General features: G+C 47.3%; 18 protein-coding genes. 9 read left to right on the forward strand and 9 right to left on the reverse strand.

What is annotated here, in order from left to right; translation table 11 throughout:
- Together HC229_RS05900 and HC229_RS05905 are read left to right on the forward strand one after the other, a co-directional pair.
- A partial coding sequence (locus HC229_RS05900) for an OmpA family protein (protein WP_191019548.1) occupies window positions 1-305 on the forward strand: 305 nt, incomplete at its 5' end.
- 141 nt (window positions 306-446) lie between these two features.
- Window positions 447-1,787 (forward strand): DUF2130 domain-containing protein, encoded by a 1,341-nt coding sequence (locus HC229_RS05905; RefSeq protein ID WP_191019549.1) that lies wholly within the window; start codon window positions 447-449, stop codon window positions 1,785-1,787.
- Window positions 1,788-2,090: 303 nt separating this feature from the next.
- On the opposite strand, the gene HC229_RS05910 is transcribed toward HC229_RS05905, so the two are convergent.
- The 3 genes from HC229_RS05910 to HC229_RS05920 are packed head-to-tail and all read right to left on the reverse strand — an operon-like array spanning window position 2,091 to window position 6,925.
- Entirely contained in the window at window positions 2,091-3,506 is a 1,416-nt protein-coding gene (locus HC229_RS05910; RefSeq protein ID WP_191019550.1) for a DUF5689 domain-containing protein, read from the reverse strand.
- Window positions 3,507-3,515: 9 nt separating this feature from the next.
- On the reverse strand, window positions 3,516-4,148 hold the full coding sequence (locus HC229_RS05915; RefSeq protein ID WP_191019551.1) for a choice-of-anchor J domain-containing protein: 633 nt from the start codon (window positions 4,146-4,148) through the stop codon (window positions 3,516-3,518).
- Window positions 4,149-4,162: 14 nt separating this feature from the next.
- Entirely contained in the window at window positions 4,163-6,925 is a 2,763-nt protein-coding gene (locus HC229_RS05920) for a TonB-dependent receptor (protein ID WP_191019552.1), read from the reverse strand.
- A gap of 135 nt (window positions 6,926-7,060) precedes the next feature.
- On the opposite strand from HC229_RS05920, the gene HC229_RS05925 reads away from it, so the two are divergent.
- Both HC229_RS05925 and HC229_RS05930 read left to right on the forward strand, forming a co-directional pair.
- Entirely contained in the window at window positions 7,061-8,155 is a 1,095-nt protein-coding gene (locus HC229_RS05925) for an endonuclease/exonuclease/phosphatase family protein (RefSeq protein ID WP_191019553.1), read from the forward strand.
- Between the two features lie 162 nt (window positions 8,156-8,317).
- On the forward strand, window positions 8,318-8,854 hold the full coding sequence (locus HC229_RS05930) for a 3-hydroxyanthranilate 3,4-dioxygenase (RefSeq protein WP_191019554.1): 537 nt from the start codon (window positions 8,318-8,320) through the stop codon (window positions 8,852-8,854).
- 136 nt (window positions 8,855-8,990) lie between these two features.
- Here the strand turns inward: HC229_RS05930 and HC229_RS05935 are convergent, their stop codons facing one another.
- Window positions 8,991-9,878 carry an alpha/beta fold hydrolase gene (locus tag HC229_RS05935; RefSeq protein WP_191019555.1) on the reverse strand — a complete coding sequence of 296 codons (888 nt, stop codon included), beginning with the start codon at window positions 9,876-9,878 and terminating at the stop codon, window positions 8,991-8,993.
- Between the two features lie 210 nt (window positions 9,879-10,088).
- Between HC229_RS05935 and amaB the strand changes: the two genes are divergently transcribed.
- Together amaB and HC229_RS05945 are read left to right on the forward strand one after the other, a co-directional pair.
- Window positions 10,089-11,642 carry an L-piperidine-6-carboxylate dehydrogenase gene (amaB, locus tag HC229_RS05940; RefSeq protein WP_191019556.1) on the forward strand — a complete coding sequence of 518 codons (1,554 nt, stop codon included), beginning with the start codon at window positions 10,089-10,091 and terminating at the stop codon, window positions 11,640-11,642.
- A gap of 27 nt (window positions 11,643-11,669) precedes the next feature.
- The gene (locus tag HC229_RS05945) at window positions 11,670-12,059 is read left to right on the forward strand and encodes a carboxypeptidase-like regulatory domain-containing protein (protein ID WP_191019557.1); all 390 of its coding nucleotides are present in this window, start codon (window positions 11,670-11,672) and stop codon (window positions 12,057-12,059) included.
- Window positions 12,060-12,214: 155 nt separating this feature from the next.
- Here HC229_RS05945 and HC229_RS05950 read toward each other — a convergent pair whose 3' ends face one another.
- Both HC229_RS05950 and HC229_RS05955 read right to left on the reverse strand, forming a co-directional pair.
- Window positions 12,215-12,727 (reverse strand): DUF3575 domain-containing protein, encoded by a 513-nt coding sequence (locus HC229_RS05950; RefSeq protein ID WP_191019558.1) that lies wholly within the window; start codon window positions 12,725-12,727, stop codon window positions 12,215-12,217.
- Window positions 12,728-12,729: 2 nt separating this feature from the next.
- Window positions 12,730-13,458 carry a metallophosphoesterase family protein gene (locus HC229_RS05955; RefSeq protein ID WP_191019559.1) on the reverse strand — a complete coding sequence of 243 codons (729 nt, stop codon included), beginning with the start codon at window positions 13,456-13,458 and terminating at the stop codon, window positions 12,730-12,732.
- 181 nt (window positions 13,459-13,639) lie between these two features.
- On the opposite strand from HC229_RS05955, the gene HC229_RS05960 reads away from it, so the two are divergent.
- Complete coding sequence (locus tag HC229_RS05960) at window positions 13,640-14,056, forward strand: hypothetical protein (protein ID WP_191019560.1); 417 nt, start codon at window positions 13,640-13,642, stop codon at window positions 14,054-14,056.
- A gap of 19 nt (window positions 14,057-14,075) precedes the next feature.
- The gene (locus tag HC229_RS05965; RefSeq protein ID WP_191019561.1) at window positions 14,076-14,672 is read left to right on the forward strand and encodes a hypothetical protein; all 597 of its coding nucleotides are present in this window, start codon (window positions 14,076-14,078) and stop codon (window positions 14,670-14,672) included.
- Between the two features lies 1 nt (window position 14,673).
- On the opposite strand, the gene HC229_RS05970 is transcribed toward HC229_RS05965, so the two are convergent.
- The 3 genes from HC229_RS05970 to HC229_RS05980 form a co-directional block, all read right to left on the reverse strand.
- Window positions 14,674-15,819, reverse strand: coding sequence for an ATP-binding protein (locus tag HC229_RS05970; RefSeq protein WP_191019562.1), 1,146 nt, complete (start codon window positions 15,817-15,819; stop codon window positions 14,674-14,676).
- Window positions 15,820-16,159: 340 nt separating this feature from the next.
- Window positions 16,160-16,909, reverse strand: a complete 750-nt coding sequence (locus tag HC229_RS05975; protein WP_191019563.1) for an SDR family NAD(P)-dependent oxidoreductase — start codon at window positions 16,907-16,909, stop codon at window positions 16,160-16,162.
- Window positions 16,910-16,985: 76 nt separating this feature from the next.
- Window positions 16,986-17,855, reverse strand: coding sequence for an aldo/keto reductase (locus tag HC229_RS05980; protein WP_223845541.1), 870 nt, complete (start codon window positions 17,853-17,855; stop codon window positions 16,986-16,988).
- A gap of 171 nt (window positions 17,856-18,026) precedes the next feature.
- On the opposite strand from HC229_RS05980, the gene HC229_RS05985 reads away from it, so the two are divergent.
- Window positions 18,027-19,031 carry an AAA family ATPase gene (locus HC229_RS05985; protein WP_191019564.1) on the forward strand — a complete coding sequence of 335 codons (1,005 nt, stop codon included), beginning with the start codon at window positions 18,027-18,029 and terminating at the stop codon, window positions 19,029-19,031.
- Window positions 19,032-19,038: the final 7 nt, after the last annotated feature.

The following is a 19,038-nucleotide window of genomic DNA, read 5'->3' on the forward strand; positions in this document are numbered from 1 at the left end:
ACATCACCCGCGAGGGGGCCTTCGAGCTCGACAAGCTGGTACAGGTACTTGGCAAGTATCCGGAAATGGTGATCATGGTCAAGGCCCACACCGACAACCGCGGCTCGGATGCCTACAACATGGCACTCTCCGAGCGACGTGCCCGATCGACCGTGCAATACGTCCTGTCCAAGGGCATCAAACGCGAGCGCATATCCGGAAAAGGCTATGGCGAGAGCGAGCCCAAAGTGGACTGTGGCGAGGCCTGCACCGAGGAACAGCACGCTCAAAACAGGCGTAGCGAATTCCTTATCGTAAAGCAATAAGCAATCAAATTGAGCTCTTGAGAACCCGGATCGAAATGGTCCGGGTTTTTTTATGATTTAAGTTAGTCGGTTACTTTCTATATTCGCATTGTGCAAAACCCTGTTGGGATACGCATAGCAGAACGTATTAAATCGAATTTTATGAACGAGATCAATTGCCCGAATTGCACCAAAGTATTTAAAGTAGATGAAGCGGGATTTGCCGATATTTTGAAACAAGTAAGGGATCATCAGTTCGAAGAGGAATTACTGAAGCGGTTGCTGCTCGCCGAGAAAGAAAAAGAGAGCGCAGTATTGCTTGCCGAGGCCAATCTAAGGAATTCGCTACAGGAGAATCTTGCGGAAAAAGAACGACAGATCGCGGAATTGAAAATTAGGACCGAGACGGAACTCGTCCAACGCGAAGCTGGTAGGAAAATGGAGATTGCCGATGTGAAGGCCAAAAGCGAACGTGAGATCGCCAGGCTATCGTCTGAAAAGGAAAAGCAGATAGCAGACCTCAAAGCAAAACTGGAACACGCCACTATCGACAAGCAACTTACGGTAACCGAAGCGGTCAAACAAATAGAAAAGGATCGCGACAATCTTGCCAATACACTTAAAATCAAAGAAACCGAATCCCAGTTGCTGGAGAAATCGCTGAAAGAGAAGTTTTGGGCGGAACTCAAAACGAAAGACGATATCATCCGGATGAAGGACGACGAAATCGCTTTGCGGAAGGATATGAAGTTGCGCCTGTCGACCAAGATGATAGGGGAAACACTGGAACAACACTGCGAGGCCGAGTTCAACAAGCTTCGGGCTACGGCTTTCCAGCGGGCGTATTTCGAAAAGGACAACGATTCGAGGTCGGGAAGTAAAGGCGATTTTATCTACAGGGAAAATGACGCGGAAGGCAACGAGATCATTTCGATTATGTTCGAGATGAAGAACGAGGGCGATGAAACGGCAACGAAAAAGCGCAACGAGGACTTTTTCCGGGAATTGGACAAGGATCGCACCGAGAAAAAATGCGAGTATGCGGTTATGGTCTCGTTGCTCGAAGCCGAAAATGAATTTTACAACACCGGGATTGTCGATGTCTCCCACCGTTTTTCCAAAATGTACGTGGTTCGACCGCAATTTTTCATTCCGATCATTACATTGCTCAGGAATGCCGCCATGAACTCGATGAAATACAAGTCTGAGCTGGCGCAGATCAGGAACCAGAATATCGACATCACGAATTTTGAGGAAAACATCAATGCGTTTAAGGAAGGTTTCGCAAGAAATTACGACCTCGCCAGCCGCAAGTTCAAAACGGCGATAGAAGAAATCGACAAAACGATCATCCATCTGCAAAAGACGAAAGATGCGCTATTGTCGTCAGAGAACAACCTGCGTTTGGCGAACAACAAGGCGGACGACCTGACCATAAAAAAATTGACACATAACAATCCTACCATGAAGGCGAAATTCGACGCGCTGTCAAACGATCAGTAAATGATGTGAGTGGTCGATATGCCGATTACCGATGGTTCGGAGGGCGCATCCCAGATTGGGACGATTTTAGGGCTTGTTACACGACGATTTTCGGCAGGCGGGCAAATGCCAGCCCGGATGGAAGCGAATAGCCCACAGCGCCGGAAATCGCGTTTTTAGGCAATTGGCGCGGCGACCAACGGAAGCCGACGCGAATTGAATTAAAAAAACCGATTTGCGCGCGAGGACTAGCAGCGGACAGCCGGAACAGCTGCCCATAAAAAAACCGGCACTAAGGCCGGTTCTTTTTGTTTTGAAAAGTGCTTATGGAGTGACTTTTACGTTGTCGATTTGCATCGTCGTGGTAACGCCGGTGTCATCCTGACCCGTGTATTCGAAGATGAAAAACCCGTTTCCTGAAAGGTTTGACGGGATCGTGAAATTACCACTGTTGGTAAAGTTCGTCGCGTATCCGGAAGCCGATCCTGTCGCAATCTGGAAGCTTGACGTGATATCGACCAACGTGGCGGTGGTGATGTCGCTGCCTGCGGTATAATTCGTAGAATAGTAAACGCGCAGTACGGCTCCGTCGTTGAACCCGTCTTTGGTCTGGAACGAGAATTTGTTTCCTGGCGTCATCTGGACAGGGAACATCAGGTAAACCTTATTCGACTGGTTGCCGTTGAATGACGAAAACTGGACGTATTTGTTGCTGCTGAACGTGCGTACGCTCCAATATTTGGAACCGACGGCCGCGTCGTTGATAAGACCGGCAAACGTCTGGCCGTTGTAGTTACTGGTTGTCGGATAGCTTTCGAACGTTTCGTTAAAGACCGGCAGGAACTGAAGGTTACCACCTACAAGCGGCGGGTAAGCATCGACGCGAGGGCCTTCCATGTTGATGTCGGACGTCGAGCGGATCATGAACTGGAACGTCGAACCGAATTTGGTCAGGACGCCACGGATCGTTCCGCTTCCTGAAGGGATGATCTCATCTGCAAACGAAGCGAACGAGCTGAAACGCACGATGCCTTCGTTTCCAACCGGCGGAATCGACGCGCTGATGATGGAATGGTTCGTTGCGCCACCTCCTGAATCTACGTCGTAGAATTTGCGTCCGATCGAACCGTCAGAAAACTGTACGTTCTGGATTTCGATAAGTGTTCCCAATCGGGAGTTGTTGAAGGCCTCTGCCAAAGAAACCTGGCGTACGAGTCCATCCTCGTCGATTCTTTCGCCACAGCTTGGGAACACGAAGCGCTTCCAGTCTGACTCGGCGATGCGGCCTATTTCAGGAGCATCGGTCGGAGCCGGTTGGTACAATTGACCAATCGAAAGGATGCCGTCGACAACCGCTGTGTACAATCCGTTCAATTTTACGTAAACTTTGGTTCCGGGAAGGAAACCTTCGCCAAACATCGTCGTGATGTCCAAAGGCACGCTGAATCCGATAGGGGCGCTTCCGTCGGTCGGTTTGGTTTGAAGGTAAACCGTCTTGAAGAAATTTCCTTTTTCGTCGTTCGAGGTCACGTAACCTTCGATGATGTCCTGGGTTTCGGATTCGTAAAGTACCGGTGTTGTCGTGGCTGCGGCTTTAAGGTCTGCCACCGACTTGTTCGCCGTAAGTTCGACGTTAGTGCAGTCGAGGCGCGGGGCCGAGTAGTCATCCTCGTTCACGCATCCGGCCAAAACGCCAAGAGCGAGAAAAAGAACAGCTGATTTTCTTATAATCGATTTCATAATGCTTTTTTAGTTTTGGTAAGTGATTTTGACGTTGTCGATCTGGTAACTTCCGTCAAGGTTCGGGTCCTGGCCTGATCCTACAACTTTAAAGGCAAGGTAGGCGGTTCCGGTAAAACCGGACAAATCGATGTCGCCGGAATCCTGGAATTCGAAAAAGGTCGCATCGGTTCCCGGAATGTTCGCGGTAAGCGGTTGCCAGGTCGCGCTGCCGATATTGGCTACGTTGCCGTCATAATCGGTAGAGATAAAAACCTCGAGCTTATTGGCTGCGCTCGATACGTAACTTTGGGAGACTTCGAAACTCAAAACTTCCGCTTGCTGGGCATCCATATTCAAAGATGGGCTGATGAGCCAACCGATGTTTACGGGATCCTTGTCTAGCGGATCGTTTGTAAAAGAAGAAAATTCGGCATACGTATTACCGCTGTAAATTTGGTTTCTCCACACTTTGGTACCTACCTCGTTGAAGTTTTCCCATCCTGCGAGATCAAGTACCGTGTTATCTGCCGCTCCGCTTTCGAAATCCTCACCCAAAAGGGTTGGCGCGTAATTAGGCAGTGAAATGTCGTCCTCTCCGACGCAGCTTGTCAAGACAGCTGAGGCCGCGAGTAAAAATCCAAAAATTTTAAACGTTTTCATTATCATAGCTTTTTTTAGAATTGGACATACAAGTTAACGAAATAAGTCCTTCCGTAACCTTGAAAATATCGAGGTCCGAATACTGGCGTTCCGCTGGCTACGTCGGCATCCAAACCGCGGTAGTTGGCATTACGCGCTTGCTCGAAGCCACCTGTGCGGTATTTTTCGTCCAGCAGGTTGTTGATGCTGGCGAAGAATCCGAATGTGGTCCCGTCGATTTTCCAGGACTTTCCGCCCGTCAGGTTAACCAGGTAGAAGTTGTCGAACTGCTCTTGTTTCAACAATTGACGTGCACGCGCCGGGTCGATGTCAAGGAACGAATCTCCGGTTGCAGGATCGCGGAAGAAATTGTCCGTGCGCAAGATTGGGGAAACGTCAAGATAGTTGTCTGCAAGGTAGTTGCCGTTTACGCCAACCCACCAGAAGTGAGGATCGCGGTATTCCACACCAACAGAATATGCTTGTTGAGGAGAACCTGGCAATCTGTAGTTTTTCATTTTTGAAACACCGTAATTGACAAGCGGGTTCGGGTTGTCCGGAGTCGCGGCAGCATCCTGGTTCAGGTATACGTTAGGGTTGTTGTCGTAAATATACTGTCCGTATGCGGCGCTACCCATGATCTTGATAGTTGGCGTCAACTGGTATTCGATACCCAATTCACCACCCATATATTTCTTGTCGAGGTTGGTAACGGTCTCGGCAACGAAAGCATCGGTTTCATCCGATCCTTCACCTTCGAAAATACCTTCGGCAAAGAAGAAAGACGTTTCAGTAGCGTTTTTCACTTTGGCGTAGTAACCCGTAAGGCGTGCCTTCAATTTTGGCGTGCGGATCACGTAGCTACCATCTGTACTCACGATGTTTTCGCTAACGGCTTCTTCCATGATGTTGTTGCTCAAACGCGCGTTAGGGAAAACGTTGCGCATAGTCGGGGCTTTGGTCATGTACAATCCGTTGAATACGAAATAGTTCTGTCCGTTGAGTTTGTAAGTCAAACCACCTTTGAATCCGAAGTTCTCGAAAACCACAGATTTGCTCTTTCCGAAAGAGTTGTTGGCGTAGTAACCATTGCGGTACAAACCTTCCCTTTGGTATTCGGTGCGCGTGAAATTCTGTGCAAGGTAGAAATCGAAATCACGGTAAGCGAACTTGAACTGTGTGAACGCATCGGCAACCGTAGCTTCAAGATTGTAGTTATATCCGAAAGTTCTGTCCCCGTCTGGTTTAATAATTCTATTCGGATTATTCAAATCTGATTGTTGCTGATCGCCTGTTCCAAACGGATCGATGTCCTTGTAGAAATCTCCGCCCAAAAAGTCAAGGAGATACTGGAAATTGTGCGATTTCAACTTTCGGAAGTTGACACCTGCGTTCAATGCGATGTTGTCTGAAAGTTGAGAGTTCAGGATAGAGTTGGCACTCCATTGCGTATCGTCTGTACGATCTTCGTATAATACGTAGACGCTGTTTCCTTCTTCGGTATTCTGGTTGGCGAAGTAAAGGAAATCCCAGTTGATTTGCGGGTTTTGTGCAAACGGAGTATTTTGAGCCTGATCAGAACCAACTGCGTATCCGTAATAACTAGGAAGGTTTCGGTAATAAGTAGGATCCGGGTTACGTGCATCCTGATAATCAAGACGGCTGTTTCCGACGCTACCGGTTTGGTAGGCCACGTTGGTTTGCAACGACGTCTTGTCGTTGAATTTCCAGTAGTGCGTCAACATATTGATCGGCTCTTCGACATCTTTATCGCGCGAGTTACGCTTTTTGCCGTTTTGCCATCCCCAATATGAGTTGTATTCTTCACCTGCGATAGCGTTAACCTCGGCAGTGTTCGGAGAGTTCTTACCGCGGCTGTTGCGGGCATAGATCGACGTGAAGTTCAAGGAATGATGTTCGTTGAAACGTTTTTCGACACTGGCAAAAACCGAGTAAGCGTCGTAATCCGTTCCTTCAAAGTAGCCCTCTTTTGCCCAGCGGCGCGAAGCGGAAACGACATAAGCCCATCCGTTCTTGTCCATGCCAGATGCATGAGTTGCCATCGTTCTCCAGCTATAGTTCGTGTTGGTTCCGGAGAAGGAAACACGGGTGCCCGGACGGTAGATTGACGCGCGAGTGTTGATTTCCTGCGTTCCCAGGATGCTTCCGAAAGTGTAATCGGATGGAGCGGAACCCATCGTGAACTCCTGGTTGCGCGTAGCATCGTTCAAACCTCCCCAGTTGCTCCACTGCGGACGGCCGTCATATATCTTATTCATCGTGATACCATTGATCATGGTCACACCATATTCGTTGTCAAAACCGCGGATACGGAAACGTGCCTGTCCCCAATTGAACGCCGCAGACTGTTGGAATTGGTCGCGTGTCGCCTGAAGCAATCCGGCCGTGTTTTCAGAACCCGAATTGTCGTCTCCAAGATCGTTTTCGGTAATCGTGATAAGGGCGAGTTGCTGCTCGGAAGTGATGTCTTCTTCAAGAACGACCATCCCGATGTCAAGCACCTGGCCTTGTTTAATGCTAACTGGAATGATCTGGTCTTTAAAGCCGGTGCTTCTTACCCGGATGATCTGTTCTCCGACCGCTACTTCCTTAAATGTGAACAAACCGTTAATATTGGTAAGTTCGGTGAGATTGGTGTTTGCCACACTTACCTCGACGTTTTGCATCGGGCGTTGCGATTTTGCATCCACTACTTTCCCGGTGAGCCCAGTACTAGCCTGTGAAAATGCGATAAGCGCCTGCATTGAGAGAAGGACGCTAAGGACAAGTTTTCTCATATAAAAAATTAAAATTAATTCAGTGTCAGCGCCTTAATAAAAACTTAAAGCGGGCAAATGTACTGCTTTTAATAATATTATTTACTTTTGGCGCAAGTTTTGTATAAAACTTGACCTTAAATTAATATTCGATTTATGACGATTAAAAGATTGATTGCTGTTTTTTTTGTGTTTTTCGCAATAACTACCGCTAAAGCGCAGGCGAAACAGTATAAAATGCATACAGTTGCGTTTTATAACGTGGAAAATCTGTTCGACACCATCAAAGGCACGAACAATGACGAAGAGTACTTACCCTCAAGAGGTTGGACATCCAAAAAGTATAAAAAGAAGCTTGATAATCTCGGGCGCGTGATACCGAATATCGGAACCAATGAGCAGCAGAAGGAATCACCGGCAATAATTGGTGTTTCGGAAATCGAAAACCGACGCGTTCTCGAAGATCTCGTCAAGAATTACCAAATGGTCGGAAAGGATTACGGCGTGGTTCATTTCGACTCGCCAGATAAGAGGGGAATCGATGTCGGATTCCTTTATCAGAAGAAATACTTCAAACCGACGAGCTACAAGAATATTCCGTTGCTTATCATGAGAGACGGAAGCGCGTTAGCCAAAAATGACAAAGCCGACAAAGAAGACGATGACGCCGAAGCCGCCGGGCCGGACAATCGCCTTTACACGCGCGACCAATTGTTGGTCACCGGTTTGCTCGAAGGAGAAGAAATCCACGTAATCGTCAACCACTGGCCATCGCGTTCAGGAGGTGAAAAAAAATCAAGCCCAGGCCGTGAAGCTGCCGGTCGACTCAACAGGAGAATCATCGACTCACTTGTGAAAATCAATCCGAACGCCAAGATCATCACGATGGGCGATTTGAATGACGGTCCTTATAATAAGAGCGTCAAGCAAGGAATCGGCGCAAAACTGAAAAAGACCGAACTCAAACAAGGCGACATGTACAATCCGTTCGAGCAGATGCAGAAAAACGGAGAAGCCACGTTGTTTTATCGCGACGCCGGAGACATCTTCGATCAGATTATCGTCTCGGAAGGACTCGCCGGCGAAAAAGCCACGGGATGGAAATACTGGAAAGCCGGAATCTACAACAAATCGTTCCTGATCCAGACGTCCGGTCAATACAAGGGATATCCGTTGCGCAACTCTCCATCGGAACCGGGTTACAGTGATCACTTTCCGGTTTATGTCTATTTGATTAAAGAGGTCAAGTAAATGAGATAATTCGGAAATGAGATAATTAGATAATGAACGGACCGGTGGAAACATTGGTCCGTTTTCATTGGCGGTACAAGGCGAAAGGATAAATTCCCTAACTTTATTCAGGATTTTCAGTTTCCACCAACTAATTTTCTAATCATCTAATCATCTAATTCCATGATAACCCCTCCGTTTAACCTCAATAAATGGATAGACGAAAACCGTCATTTGCTCAAGCCGCCGGTCGGGAATAAGAATATCTATCCGCTTTCACAAGATTACATCGTCATGGTCGTGGCTGGGCCGAACGCGCGCAAAGATTATCACTACAACGAAACCGAAGAGCTTTTCTACCAACTTGAAGGTTCAATTAAAGTCATCGTTCAGGACAATGGAGAGCGCAGGGAAATGGAATTGCACGCCGGAGACATGTATCTGCATCCTCCAAAAACGCCTCATTCCCCGGTTCGATCAGAGGGTTCGATTGGTTTGGTCATCGAAAGAGTCCGCGCAGGCAAAGGCTTTACGGACGGTTTGCTTTGGTTCTGCGAAAACTGCAACCACAAATTATACGATGTCTATTTCGAACTCAACGATATCGAAAACGACTTTTTGCCGCACTTCCAACACTTTTACAATTCCCATGACTTGCGCACTTGCGAAAAATGCAGAACCGTCCTCGAGGCAGATCCCAGGTTCGTTTCTAAAGAGTAGGAGCAATTCCCGCTATCCGCTTTAGCTTTCTTAAAAAATAAAAGTTTGCACTAAAAACCGCCGGCTTCCGTTGTTCGCCGCGGCTTTAAGGCAAACTCTTTTATTTTTTGTCGAAAGGCTGCCGCTGCTATCGGGGCTAAGGCTGGTTGCCGGCATTCCAGATCGTTGAAATGACATTTCCGACAAGTTCGGGATCCTGGTTGTGGACGCCATGGCTGTAGCGCGGCAACAACATAAGAAAACCCTTCTGGTTATCTTCTATCATGTTCGAATAATGCCTGATACGCAATTCGTCGAATGCATCAAACCACGGTCGGGACTTAATTCCGAGTTTTACGGCCAGTTCTTCCTCGTGCTTTTCGACGTGTCTGTTGTAGGCGATCAAAACAGCGATAGGTTTTTTTCCGACAGGCGGCAAATCCCGGTACTCTCTGAAAAACTGCTTTCCCGTTTCCAGTTGCTGTTGCATTTCCGCCCGAACGCCTTTGGGCATATTGGGATCTGAAACCATGTCCGACAACATTTTGGGCCACAATTCACGGTATCCGATCGCACTTTTCGATTCGATCCGAGCGGTTTTATTTTCTGTTTCGGACAACATGAAATCGGTTGGGTCGATGAAAACCATTCCTGAAACTTCATCCTGAAATTTTGATTCGTAAAGCCGGATAAAAGCGCCACCCAGCGAATGCCCGACCAACAGGTACGGTGGCTTGATTTCCAACCCAGTTAAAATCTCGTGCAAACGCGCAACGATATCCGAATCCGATTTTAAGGATTGATCTGTGTCGGATTGGCCCAAGCCGTTCCGATCATAAACGAAATAACTAGCGTTTTTTGGCAAATATTGAAAAACCGGCTCGAAATTTCCGCCTCCCATGCCCAAGCCGCTCTCAAAGACGATGATCGCATCGTTAGGTTCACGCTTCGGGTTTTCGATGAATTTGTAAGCGATTTTGGATTTGTTGACGGAAACGAATTTGGAACTGTTTTGAGCCGCGCCTAAAATCGGCAGCAGTACCAATAAAAATAATGTGATTGATTTCGTGTTTGTCTATTGATTGATGATGATTGAGGTAAAATATAAGATTTTCGAGCGACGGGAACTCAAATGAACTACGAACGGTCGGGACGCAGACGAACACTATGGAATGCAGCGGAATAAAATCAACAAATGAACAAATCAGCAAATCAACAATCCCGAAAACGATATATTTGCAAAAATTTATTCAAAATGGAAACAGCCATCGATAATTTCGGAATCAAGCAAGCCTTGGAACAACTCGGAATCAAAGACATAAACGACGGAACTTCTACCGGAAGCCGCAACTTCGCTTCGGGAGAAATCCTCGAAAGCTATTCTCCGGTTGACGGGCAGCTCATCGCCAAGGTGCGTCAATCCACAAAAGAAGATTACGAAAACGCAATACAATCAGCTCAGGCGGCGTTCAAAACCTTTAGAATGATGCCGGCGCCACAACGCGGTGAAATCGTGCGCCAGTTCGGGCAAAAGTTGCGTGAGAATAAAGAAGCTTTGGGCAAACTCGTCTCTTACGAAATGGGGAAATCGCTTCAGGAAGGTTATGGGGAAGTACAGGAAATGATCGACATTTGCGACTTTGCCGTCGGATTGTCGCGACAACTGCACGGTCTCACGATGCACTCCGAGCGTCCCGGCCACAGAATGTACGAACAATACCACTCGTTGGGAATCGTCGGGATCATCTCGGCATTCAACTTTCCCGTGGCGGTTTGGTCATGGAACACGGCATTGGCCTGGATTTGCGGTGATGTCTGCGTTTGGAAACCGTCCGAAAAGACACCGATCTGCGGAATCGCCTGCCAGAACATCATTGCCGAGGTGTTGAAAGAAAATAATCTCCCAGAGGGAATTTCATGTTTGGTCAACGGCGATTATACGATTGGCGAATTGATGTCCAAAGACACGCGCGTTCCGTTGGTTTCGGCTACGGGATCGACGCGCATGGGTAAAATCGTCGCCAAGACGGTTGCCGAACGACTGGGGAAATCGCTTTTGGAACTCGGCGGAAACAACGCCATCATCGTCACACCTGACGCCGATATCAAAATGACGGTCATCGGAGCTGTTTTCGGAGCCGTCGGAACAGCCGGTCAGCGCTGTACGTCAACCCGACGACTGATCATCCACGAAAGCGTCTACGACCAAGTCAAAGATGCCATCGTGAAAGCTTACGGCCAACTGCGCATCGGGAATCCGCTCGACCAGAACAACCACGTTGGGCCGCTTATCGACACGGACGCCGTGAAAATGTATAGCGAGGCTTTGGAGAAAGTCAAGCAACAAGGCGGAAAGTTACTCATCGAAGGAGGCGTTCTTTCGGGAGCAGGTTACGAAAGCGGATGTTACGTAAAACCCGCGATCGCTGAAGCCGACAACGCTTACGAAATCGTCCAGCACGAAACGTTCGCCCCAATTTTGTACTTGCTTAAATATTCGGGCGAAGTCGAAAATGCGATCGATCTGCAAAACGGTGTTGCCCAGGGCTTGTCTTCTGCCATCATGACGACAAACCTGCGTGAAGCCGAACGATTCTTGTCGGTCGCGGGCTCAGATTGTGGCATCGCGAATGTGAACATCGGAACTTCAGGAGCTGAAATCGGAGGCGCTTTCGGAGGCGAAAAAGAAACCGGAGGCGGGCGCGAATCAGGTTCCGATGCGTGGAAGGTTTACATGAGACGCCAGACGAACACGATCAATTACACCGATAAATTGCCATTGGCGCAAGGAATCAAATTCGACCTATAATCGTATATTTGAACAAATCCGAACGATATGAAAAAGCTGATCTTGATCCTGTTTTGTTTCCCGTTGCTCATGGCCGCTACCTGCGAAGATGAGGACGACACACGCTTCCTCGACGATAATTGCACGGACGAGGTGGTCGCGGGACTCAATGTCAAGGTCAAGGATTTTTCGACCGGAGCCTATCTTTCGGACGGAGTTTCGGTAACGGCTCAGGATGGAGATTATTCCGAAGTGCTTGATTTGATACCGAGCAGCGAGCCTCCGACATTTTCGGGCGCGTGGGAAAGGCCGGGAACCTACACGATCATCGTGCAAAAATCCGGTTACGGTACGTTCCAGTCGAACGCATTTCCGGTAACGCAGAATCCGTGTCACGTAAATCCGCGAGACTTCACGTTCGAGTTAACGCCATTATAAGCGCATAAAATCCCAAAATTAAAATCCCAAATTCCATTCGTTTTATCGCCGATGGGAGTTTGGGATTTTTTGTGTTAAAAATTAGGCGGTCTGTGGCTTAGATGACTTTGACTAACGTCCGATGCGGCGCGTCCGAAGACCGATTCGTTCTGGTTTCAGAACCGGTATCCGATGCCGAACCCGACGCCAATTTCGACAGGCGTGTTGAATTCGTCGTTGACTTCTTCGCTGAAATTGCGTCCGACGGTAAAATATGGCCCAAACACGAATTTGTCGTTGATGTTCCATTTGTAACCGCCTCCGATCCCAACGATGAAACTGTCCATATCTACCTTCGGGCTGTCTTCGTATTTTTGGTAATCGCCTGTGCGTACCTGAATAAATGGCGAAATCTGGAAAGCGTCGTTGCGGTCGCCCGTGTAATAACTGTAGGCAATTTTGAAACTGTGGGTATCGAAGTCAGTCGCTTGTCGCCCGATGCGAAGGTTGTAGACGTCGTTGATAAGGAATTCCGACCCGATCGATTGGTGATTGTCGATCAGGTATTCATATCCGATTTCTGCCGAAGCATGTAAAATCGTGTTTCCGATATTCCATTTTATTTCGTGTTTCTGGGCCAATGCGGACGAGCCGATGACGGCAAGGCATGCAATAATCATTTTTCTCATAATCATCTGTTTCTTCCGATTTCGTTCGGATATAAATCGGGCAAATTGTCGCTTTGCCAAACCTGTTTGCTATCTATGTCAACAACCGAAAGTTTCCCTTTGAACGCCGCTCCGGTGTCAATGTTCCAAACGTTGGCGCGGTTTTGGGGCGTGTCGACGGCAATTCGCGTTACCGGCGTATGCCCGATGTAGATCTCGTTATAAACCTTGAACCGTTTCGGATAGGCGGGATTCTCGATGTCCATATTAGGGTCTAATGCCAGGGCCGTTTCCCAAAGCGTGCGTTCCCAAAACAGCAACCTTGGGAAATATTCGTGGTCAACGCCGTGGAGGTTAGTAAAACCCGCATGTACGAAAAGGCGGTTTTGGCCGTCGATATAGTAATTCTGAAGCTGATTTAGGAAGGCAACGTGGATTTCTTTTGTCGATTCGGGAAGTACCGAATAAGCTAATATTGTCGCTTCCCCTCCGTGTTGGTGCCACAATTCATTTTCTTTTCCTTTGAGCCATTCCATGAGCAAATCATCGTGGTTGCCTCGCAGGAAAACGCATTCGTTGGTTTGCGACAGCGCCATCAGATAGTCGAGCACTTGAGGCGACTCACTCCAACCGTCAACATAGTCGCCAAGAAAGATGAGCTTGTCATCAGGCGTGACTTCTGCGCGCTCGAAAACTTGCTTTAAGGCGCGAAGCCCGCCGTGTATGTCTCCGATTGCAAGGGTTCTGTTCATGTTGTTGTAAAAATACAGGATTCTGGTAATATGAAGTATTTTAAAATTATCCGATGAAGACGGCGCAACATAGGATTTTAACATTTTTTACAGAAAAACTGTAATTGCATGTTGATGGTTTTGCTCAATTTTACCATTCCGCGGAAACGATCAAATTATTTTAAACTTTAATTTTTAAGCCATGAAAACTTTATTTTTCGCATTAATTGCCTCGTTATTTCTTTGTCCGTCTCTCGAAGCCCAAACCAAAACGGGCGCATCGGAAACGCAACGCATCGTTTTGAAGTTCGGCCGTGTTTCCAAAAACTGCGGCGGATTCGGTATCTGTAGATTCGAAATCGATATTACGGTCGGTGAACTCATCGATGTTTTCAACGCCTTTAACCACAAAGGCCGTGTTACGCTCAACATTTCGGCCCAAAACATGGAGCGAAACAGGAAAAATTTCGCTAATAACGTGTTGCTCATCGAGGAAGATTTTACCGTTCCTGCAGCAACTGCCCGTGCGTTGGGATTGAGTTCGTACACGATCAAGAAAGGAAAATACCCGGTGGTATTCGATTCAGGCACGAACACCTATAATTGCACCTTTAATTAACCGCTAAAAGTCAGGGGAAATGAAATACTGGATCGTTTCGATATTGTTTATCTTTTCGTCTTGCGCGACGATGGCTAAGAAGATCAAAGGCGTCAAAAGTCCTCGATTAGAGTCTGCGCATTCTGTAAATGCGTATTTGCAACGAAACGCAATCGACACGACTGAAGTTTATGTGTTTAAGGATCTGATGGCATTCGCTACCGCTTCCCAGGCAAAATACCTAAGCTTCCCAAATGCCTATTTTTTCAATGCAGATGGTTTCGCGGTCGATTATCCCAGGACAACCGAGCATTGCAACGCCCAGGTAAACAGTTTTATCGCCGATCTCAGGAATTTCTCAAGCTGGCCCTCTGACAAAAACCGATTGATGAAAGACTTTACCGCATTTCTGGCTCCGGATTTCCAACCAAAACAGGCTGCCAATATTTCCGTGTTCATCACGTTTACCACATATGCCGGAAAGCTCAACCACGAAAAGGCTTTCGAATGGATCGCATTGCTGGAGACAGCAAAACAAAATGGTGTTTCGGTAAACTATTATCTGGTTAGTGGTGATTTTATGAGGAATTGGAATATTCCGGAATCGCTCAGGAAAAAATGGGGAATCAAAAACTAGTTCAAATACGATCGTATTTCATCTTCCTCAAAACCCGCATCGCCTCCTTAAACGACAAGTATACGGCGGCGTTCGGATGGGCTTTGAGCAACAATTTCGCGTCGATGAGCTTCTGTTTCGCATCCTCGAAACCGTTTAGGTAACAAATCATCAACGTCGAAGACAGATTTTCCAAATCGCGCTGTTCACGCCCGGACAGCGCGATTGCTTTTTGCAGCTTGTCGATCAGAGCCAGGTTGGAATTGTAAATGTGGTGCAACATTTTGCGGTTGAACTGAGGCGGCTCGAACAAAAACCGCCGGTCGATATTGTAGTAGCCGTTGTCGTAAAACCGAATCGTTTGGGTTTCCAACGCATAATAACTCGTGCGGTCGTTCAATCCCAAGGGCACATATTCGGTAATGGTGAACGAGTCGTCGTCATATTCAATCGTCACGTCGTCCAACGCGGAATAGAATAACTTGACCTGCTCGTTGATGAGTTCGATGTCCACTCGCGAAAAAAAAGTCCGGTCCCGTATCTTGCGCTTTGTTCCCGCCCAACAGATCACGAACAATTCTTTAAACACCTTGTATTTTGGAGAGATATCGCGATGTCGGTTCTGCATGAAATCCATCACGCCGTCAAGCGTATAACCAATGGAATTTCGGGAGCTGTTCTCGATGTCGATCACGGTTTGCGTATTGGCGAAACTTTTTTCAATTTCACCTTCAACAGGCATAGAGTTGCTGCCGACGCGCACGAACATGGCGTTCATCGGGATGACGTGTATGTTTTTTTTGAAATGAGAAGTTTTGGTCTTCGGCCGGATCGTGACCAGCCCGACGACGCGATCTTTGGGCAAATTCGGAAAAGGCACGTTCTCATACTGAATCTTCGGCGGATTTTCCAAAAACGCATTCACGAGATTTTGGATGCGGCTGTCGTCAAAAAAATCGTCTCCCACGATCTGGTTGTCCTGATCTTCAACGCCAACTACGATATAGGAATTGTTGTTCGGGTTCGAGTTCGAAAGCGCGCAAATATGTTTGAGAAACTTCGCCTTGCCCTCCTTTGTATGCAAATTCAACTGCCGTTTCTTGTCATAGAAACTGCTTTCGTCGTTGTGTGCGAGCAAATTCTTGATTAGGAGGCGTTTGTTAATCATTCCGCAACTTAACGAATCTTACGTTTTGTTTGCGTTAAATCTATATGCGTATCCGATTTTAATTGTTTTTAGGGGGCGATTTGAAATGGCGCGATGGATGTCGAGGGCGAAGTAGATGACTTAAAAAATTGGCGATTTCGAAAGCGGGTTTAGCGTAAGTTGGGATGCAATGGAATTTGGTTTTCGATTCTTAGAAATTTTCTTTTTCCCCCAGATATAACATATTTCCAAAATATGTTATATCTCCCCAAAGTTAGACATTCCAACCCACATCCCCTTACAGAAAATCTGTAAAAAATGTTAAGCTCGGACCTCAAAATCCGTAAGATATCGAAGTTGATCACTTCCGATTCACGACCGTGGCGCTAGCCTGATCGGTCGGCAAAATTACCAAATCCGAGATGTTGATGTGATACGGTCGCGACACCACAAAATGGATCGTATCGGCGACGTCTTCCGGGGAAAGTGGCGTCAGACCTTTATAAACGTTGGCTGCGCGATCTGTATCGCCTTTAAAGCGAACTTCGGAAAATTCCGTTTCCACCATTCCCGGATGTATCGCACCAACCTTTATCCCAAACGGATTCAGGTCGATAAGCATGGATTTTGTCAACGCGTCGACGGCGTGTTTTGTCGCGCAATATACGTTTCCGTTGGCGTACACTTCCTTTCCGGCAATCGAGCCTATGTTGATAATATGCCCCTTTTTCCTGTCAACCATTCCAGGGATCACCGCCTTTGAAACATACAGCAGACCTTTTACGTTGATGTCGATCATTGCGTCCCAATCGTCGAGAGAGCCATTTTGTATAGGATCGAGTCCATGGGCGTTCCCGGCATTGTTGACCAGTACATCGATGTTGGAGAAGATTGGCGGAAGCGAAGCAATTGCGGCCGTTACCGATTGTTTATCGCTGACGTCAAAAAGCAAACTGTGAACTTCCGTTCGTTGGGAAAGTTCATCCTGCAATTCCGAAAGCCGGTCTTCACGGCGTCCGCAAATGATGACCTTGAAGCTGTTTTTGGCGAATATTCTGGCGCAGGCGCGACCGATGCCGCTGGTTGCTCCGGTGATCAGGACTGTTTTCATTGTGTTGTAATTTTATTTAAGGTTCAAAGTGAAGTTAGTGGTTGAGAAACTCTAAACCTTAAACTTTAAACCATTTTCAAGGCACTTTATCGCCCATGCTTTCCGTCCAGATCGCGAACCAATCTTCCAATTCCATTTCGAGTTGTGTCGCTTTCATAAGTTGCTGGATGCGTCCTACGTTTACCGTTCCTGCTATCGGAAGGATTTTAGCCGGATGTTTGAGAATCCAGGCCAACAACAAAACATCGGCGCCGACCTCATATTTTTGAACCAAAGAAGCCAGAAGCTGCTTCATCCACCGGGTTTTTTCGGAATCTTCCCGGAAAACCGTCCCGAGCGGATTCCATGCCATCGGCCGGATCCCGTTTACCTGCATGTGGTCAAGCGATCCGTCGAGCATAGGCGTAAAATGCGTTGCCGAGAATTGTATCTGATTATACGAAACATCGATCTTCTGTCGGATCAAATCCGTTTGGGACGCCGTGAAGTTCGAAAGCCCAAAGTCGACAATTTTGCCTTCAGACTGCAATTTGGTAATCGCTTCCGCAATCTCGTCCGCCACCATTAACGGACTCGGACGGTGCAACAAAAGAACATCGAGATATTCGGTTTGAAGGTTTTTAAGCGAATTCTCAACCGACCAGATAATGTACTCTTTCGAGTAGTTGTAATGCTTGATCTTATTGTTGCGATTTCCGGTTACGTGCTCAATACCGCATTTGGAGATCAACTGGATTTTTTCGCGCGAGAGCCGGCTTTTTTTGAAACCTTCACCAAACTCCGCTTCAGTGGTATAACCGCCATAAATATCAGCGTGGTCGAAGGTCGTGATGCCGTTTTCAAGACACATGTGGATGGTGTGGGCCATTTCGTCCGCAGACAGTTTCTTGTCCCAGGCGCCCCAGTTCATGGTGCCCGAAATAATGGGCGATAAAGATGTTTTCAAGAGATGTTTGTTTACGGTCTTAAAATTATAAAAACAAAATCACAAATAAGCCTTAATCACAGGGCTTTCAACGATTTTTTAACGAGGCATTAACAATTCCAAATAGAAGAAATTTCCACCTTGCGACGTCAATTAACCAGACACAAGCATTTAACTAAATTAATTCTCAAAATGGAAGACACCAGCGCCGCTTTGGACATCAGGGCGATCAATGAAAAAATAGAGAGGGAAAGCGCTTTTATCGACCTGCTCATGATGGAAATGGGCAAAGTGATCGTTGGACAAAAGCACATGACGGAGCGTTTGCTCATCGGATTGTTGGGACAAGGTCACATTTTGCTCGAAGGCGTTCCGGGATTGGCCAAGACACTTGCGATCAACACGCTTTCACAGGCCGTCCACGGTTCTTTCAGCCGCATCCAGTTTACGCCCGATTTGCTTCCGGCCGATGTTGTCGGAACCATGATTTACAACATAAAAGCCAACGATTTTTCGATAAAGAAAGGCCCGATATTCGCGAATTTCGTGCTTGCCGATGAGATCAACCGCGCTCCTGCGAAAGTACAATCTGCTTTGCTTGAAGCCATGCAGGAAAAACAGGTTACGATTGGCGATACTACATTCAAACTCGACAAACCATTTTTGGTTTTGGCGACACAGAACCCGATTGAGCAAGAAGGAACGTATCCGCTTCCCGAGGCTCAGGTCGACCGTTTCATGCTCAAGACCGTAATCGATTATCCGAAGATGGAGGAAGAGCGACATGTGATTCGCCAAAATCTTAAAGGATCGTACGAAAAAGTCAACCAAGTCGTCTCCATTGACCAGATTTTGCGCGCCCAAGCGGCCGTTCGCGAGGTTTATATGGACGAGAAAATCGAGAAATACATCCTCGACATCATTTTTGCTACCCGTTTCCCTGAAAAATACAGACTCGAAAATCTTAAACCATTGATCAGTTTCGGATCGTCTCCGCGCGGAAGTATCAATTTGGCCACAGCGGCCAAGTGTTACGCGTTCATCAAGCGCCGCGGTTACGTGATTCCAGAAGATGTGCGCGCCGTCGTCCACGATGTGTTGCGCCACAGGATCGGAGTTACGTATGAAGCCGAAGCAGAAAACGTCACCTCGGTAGACATCATCAACAAGATCGTCAACGAAGTCGAAGTGCCGTGATAGTTGT

Origin of the sequence: Flavobacterium selenitireducens, assembly GCF_014748335.1 — a bacterium.
Taxonomy (GTDB): Bacteria; Bacteroidota; Bacteroidia; order Flavobacteriales; family Flavobacteriaceae; genus Flavobacterium; species Flavobacterium selenitireducens.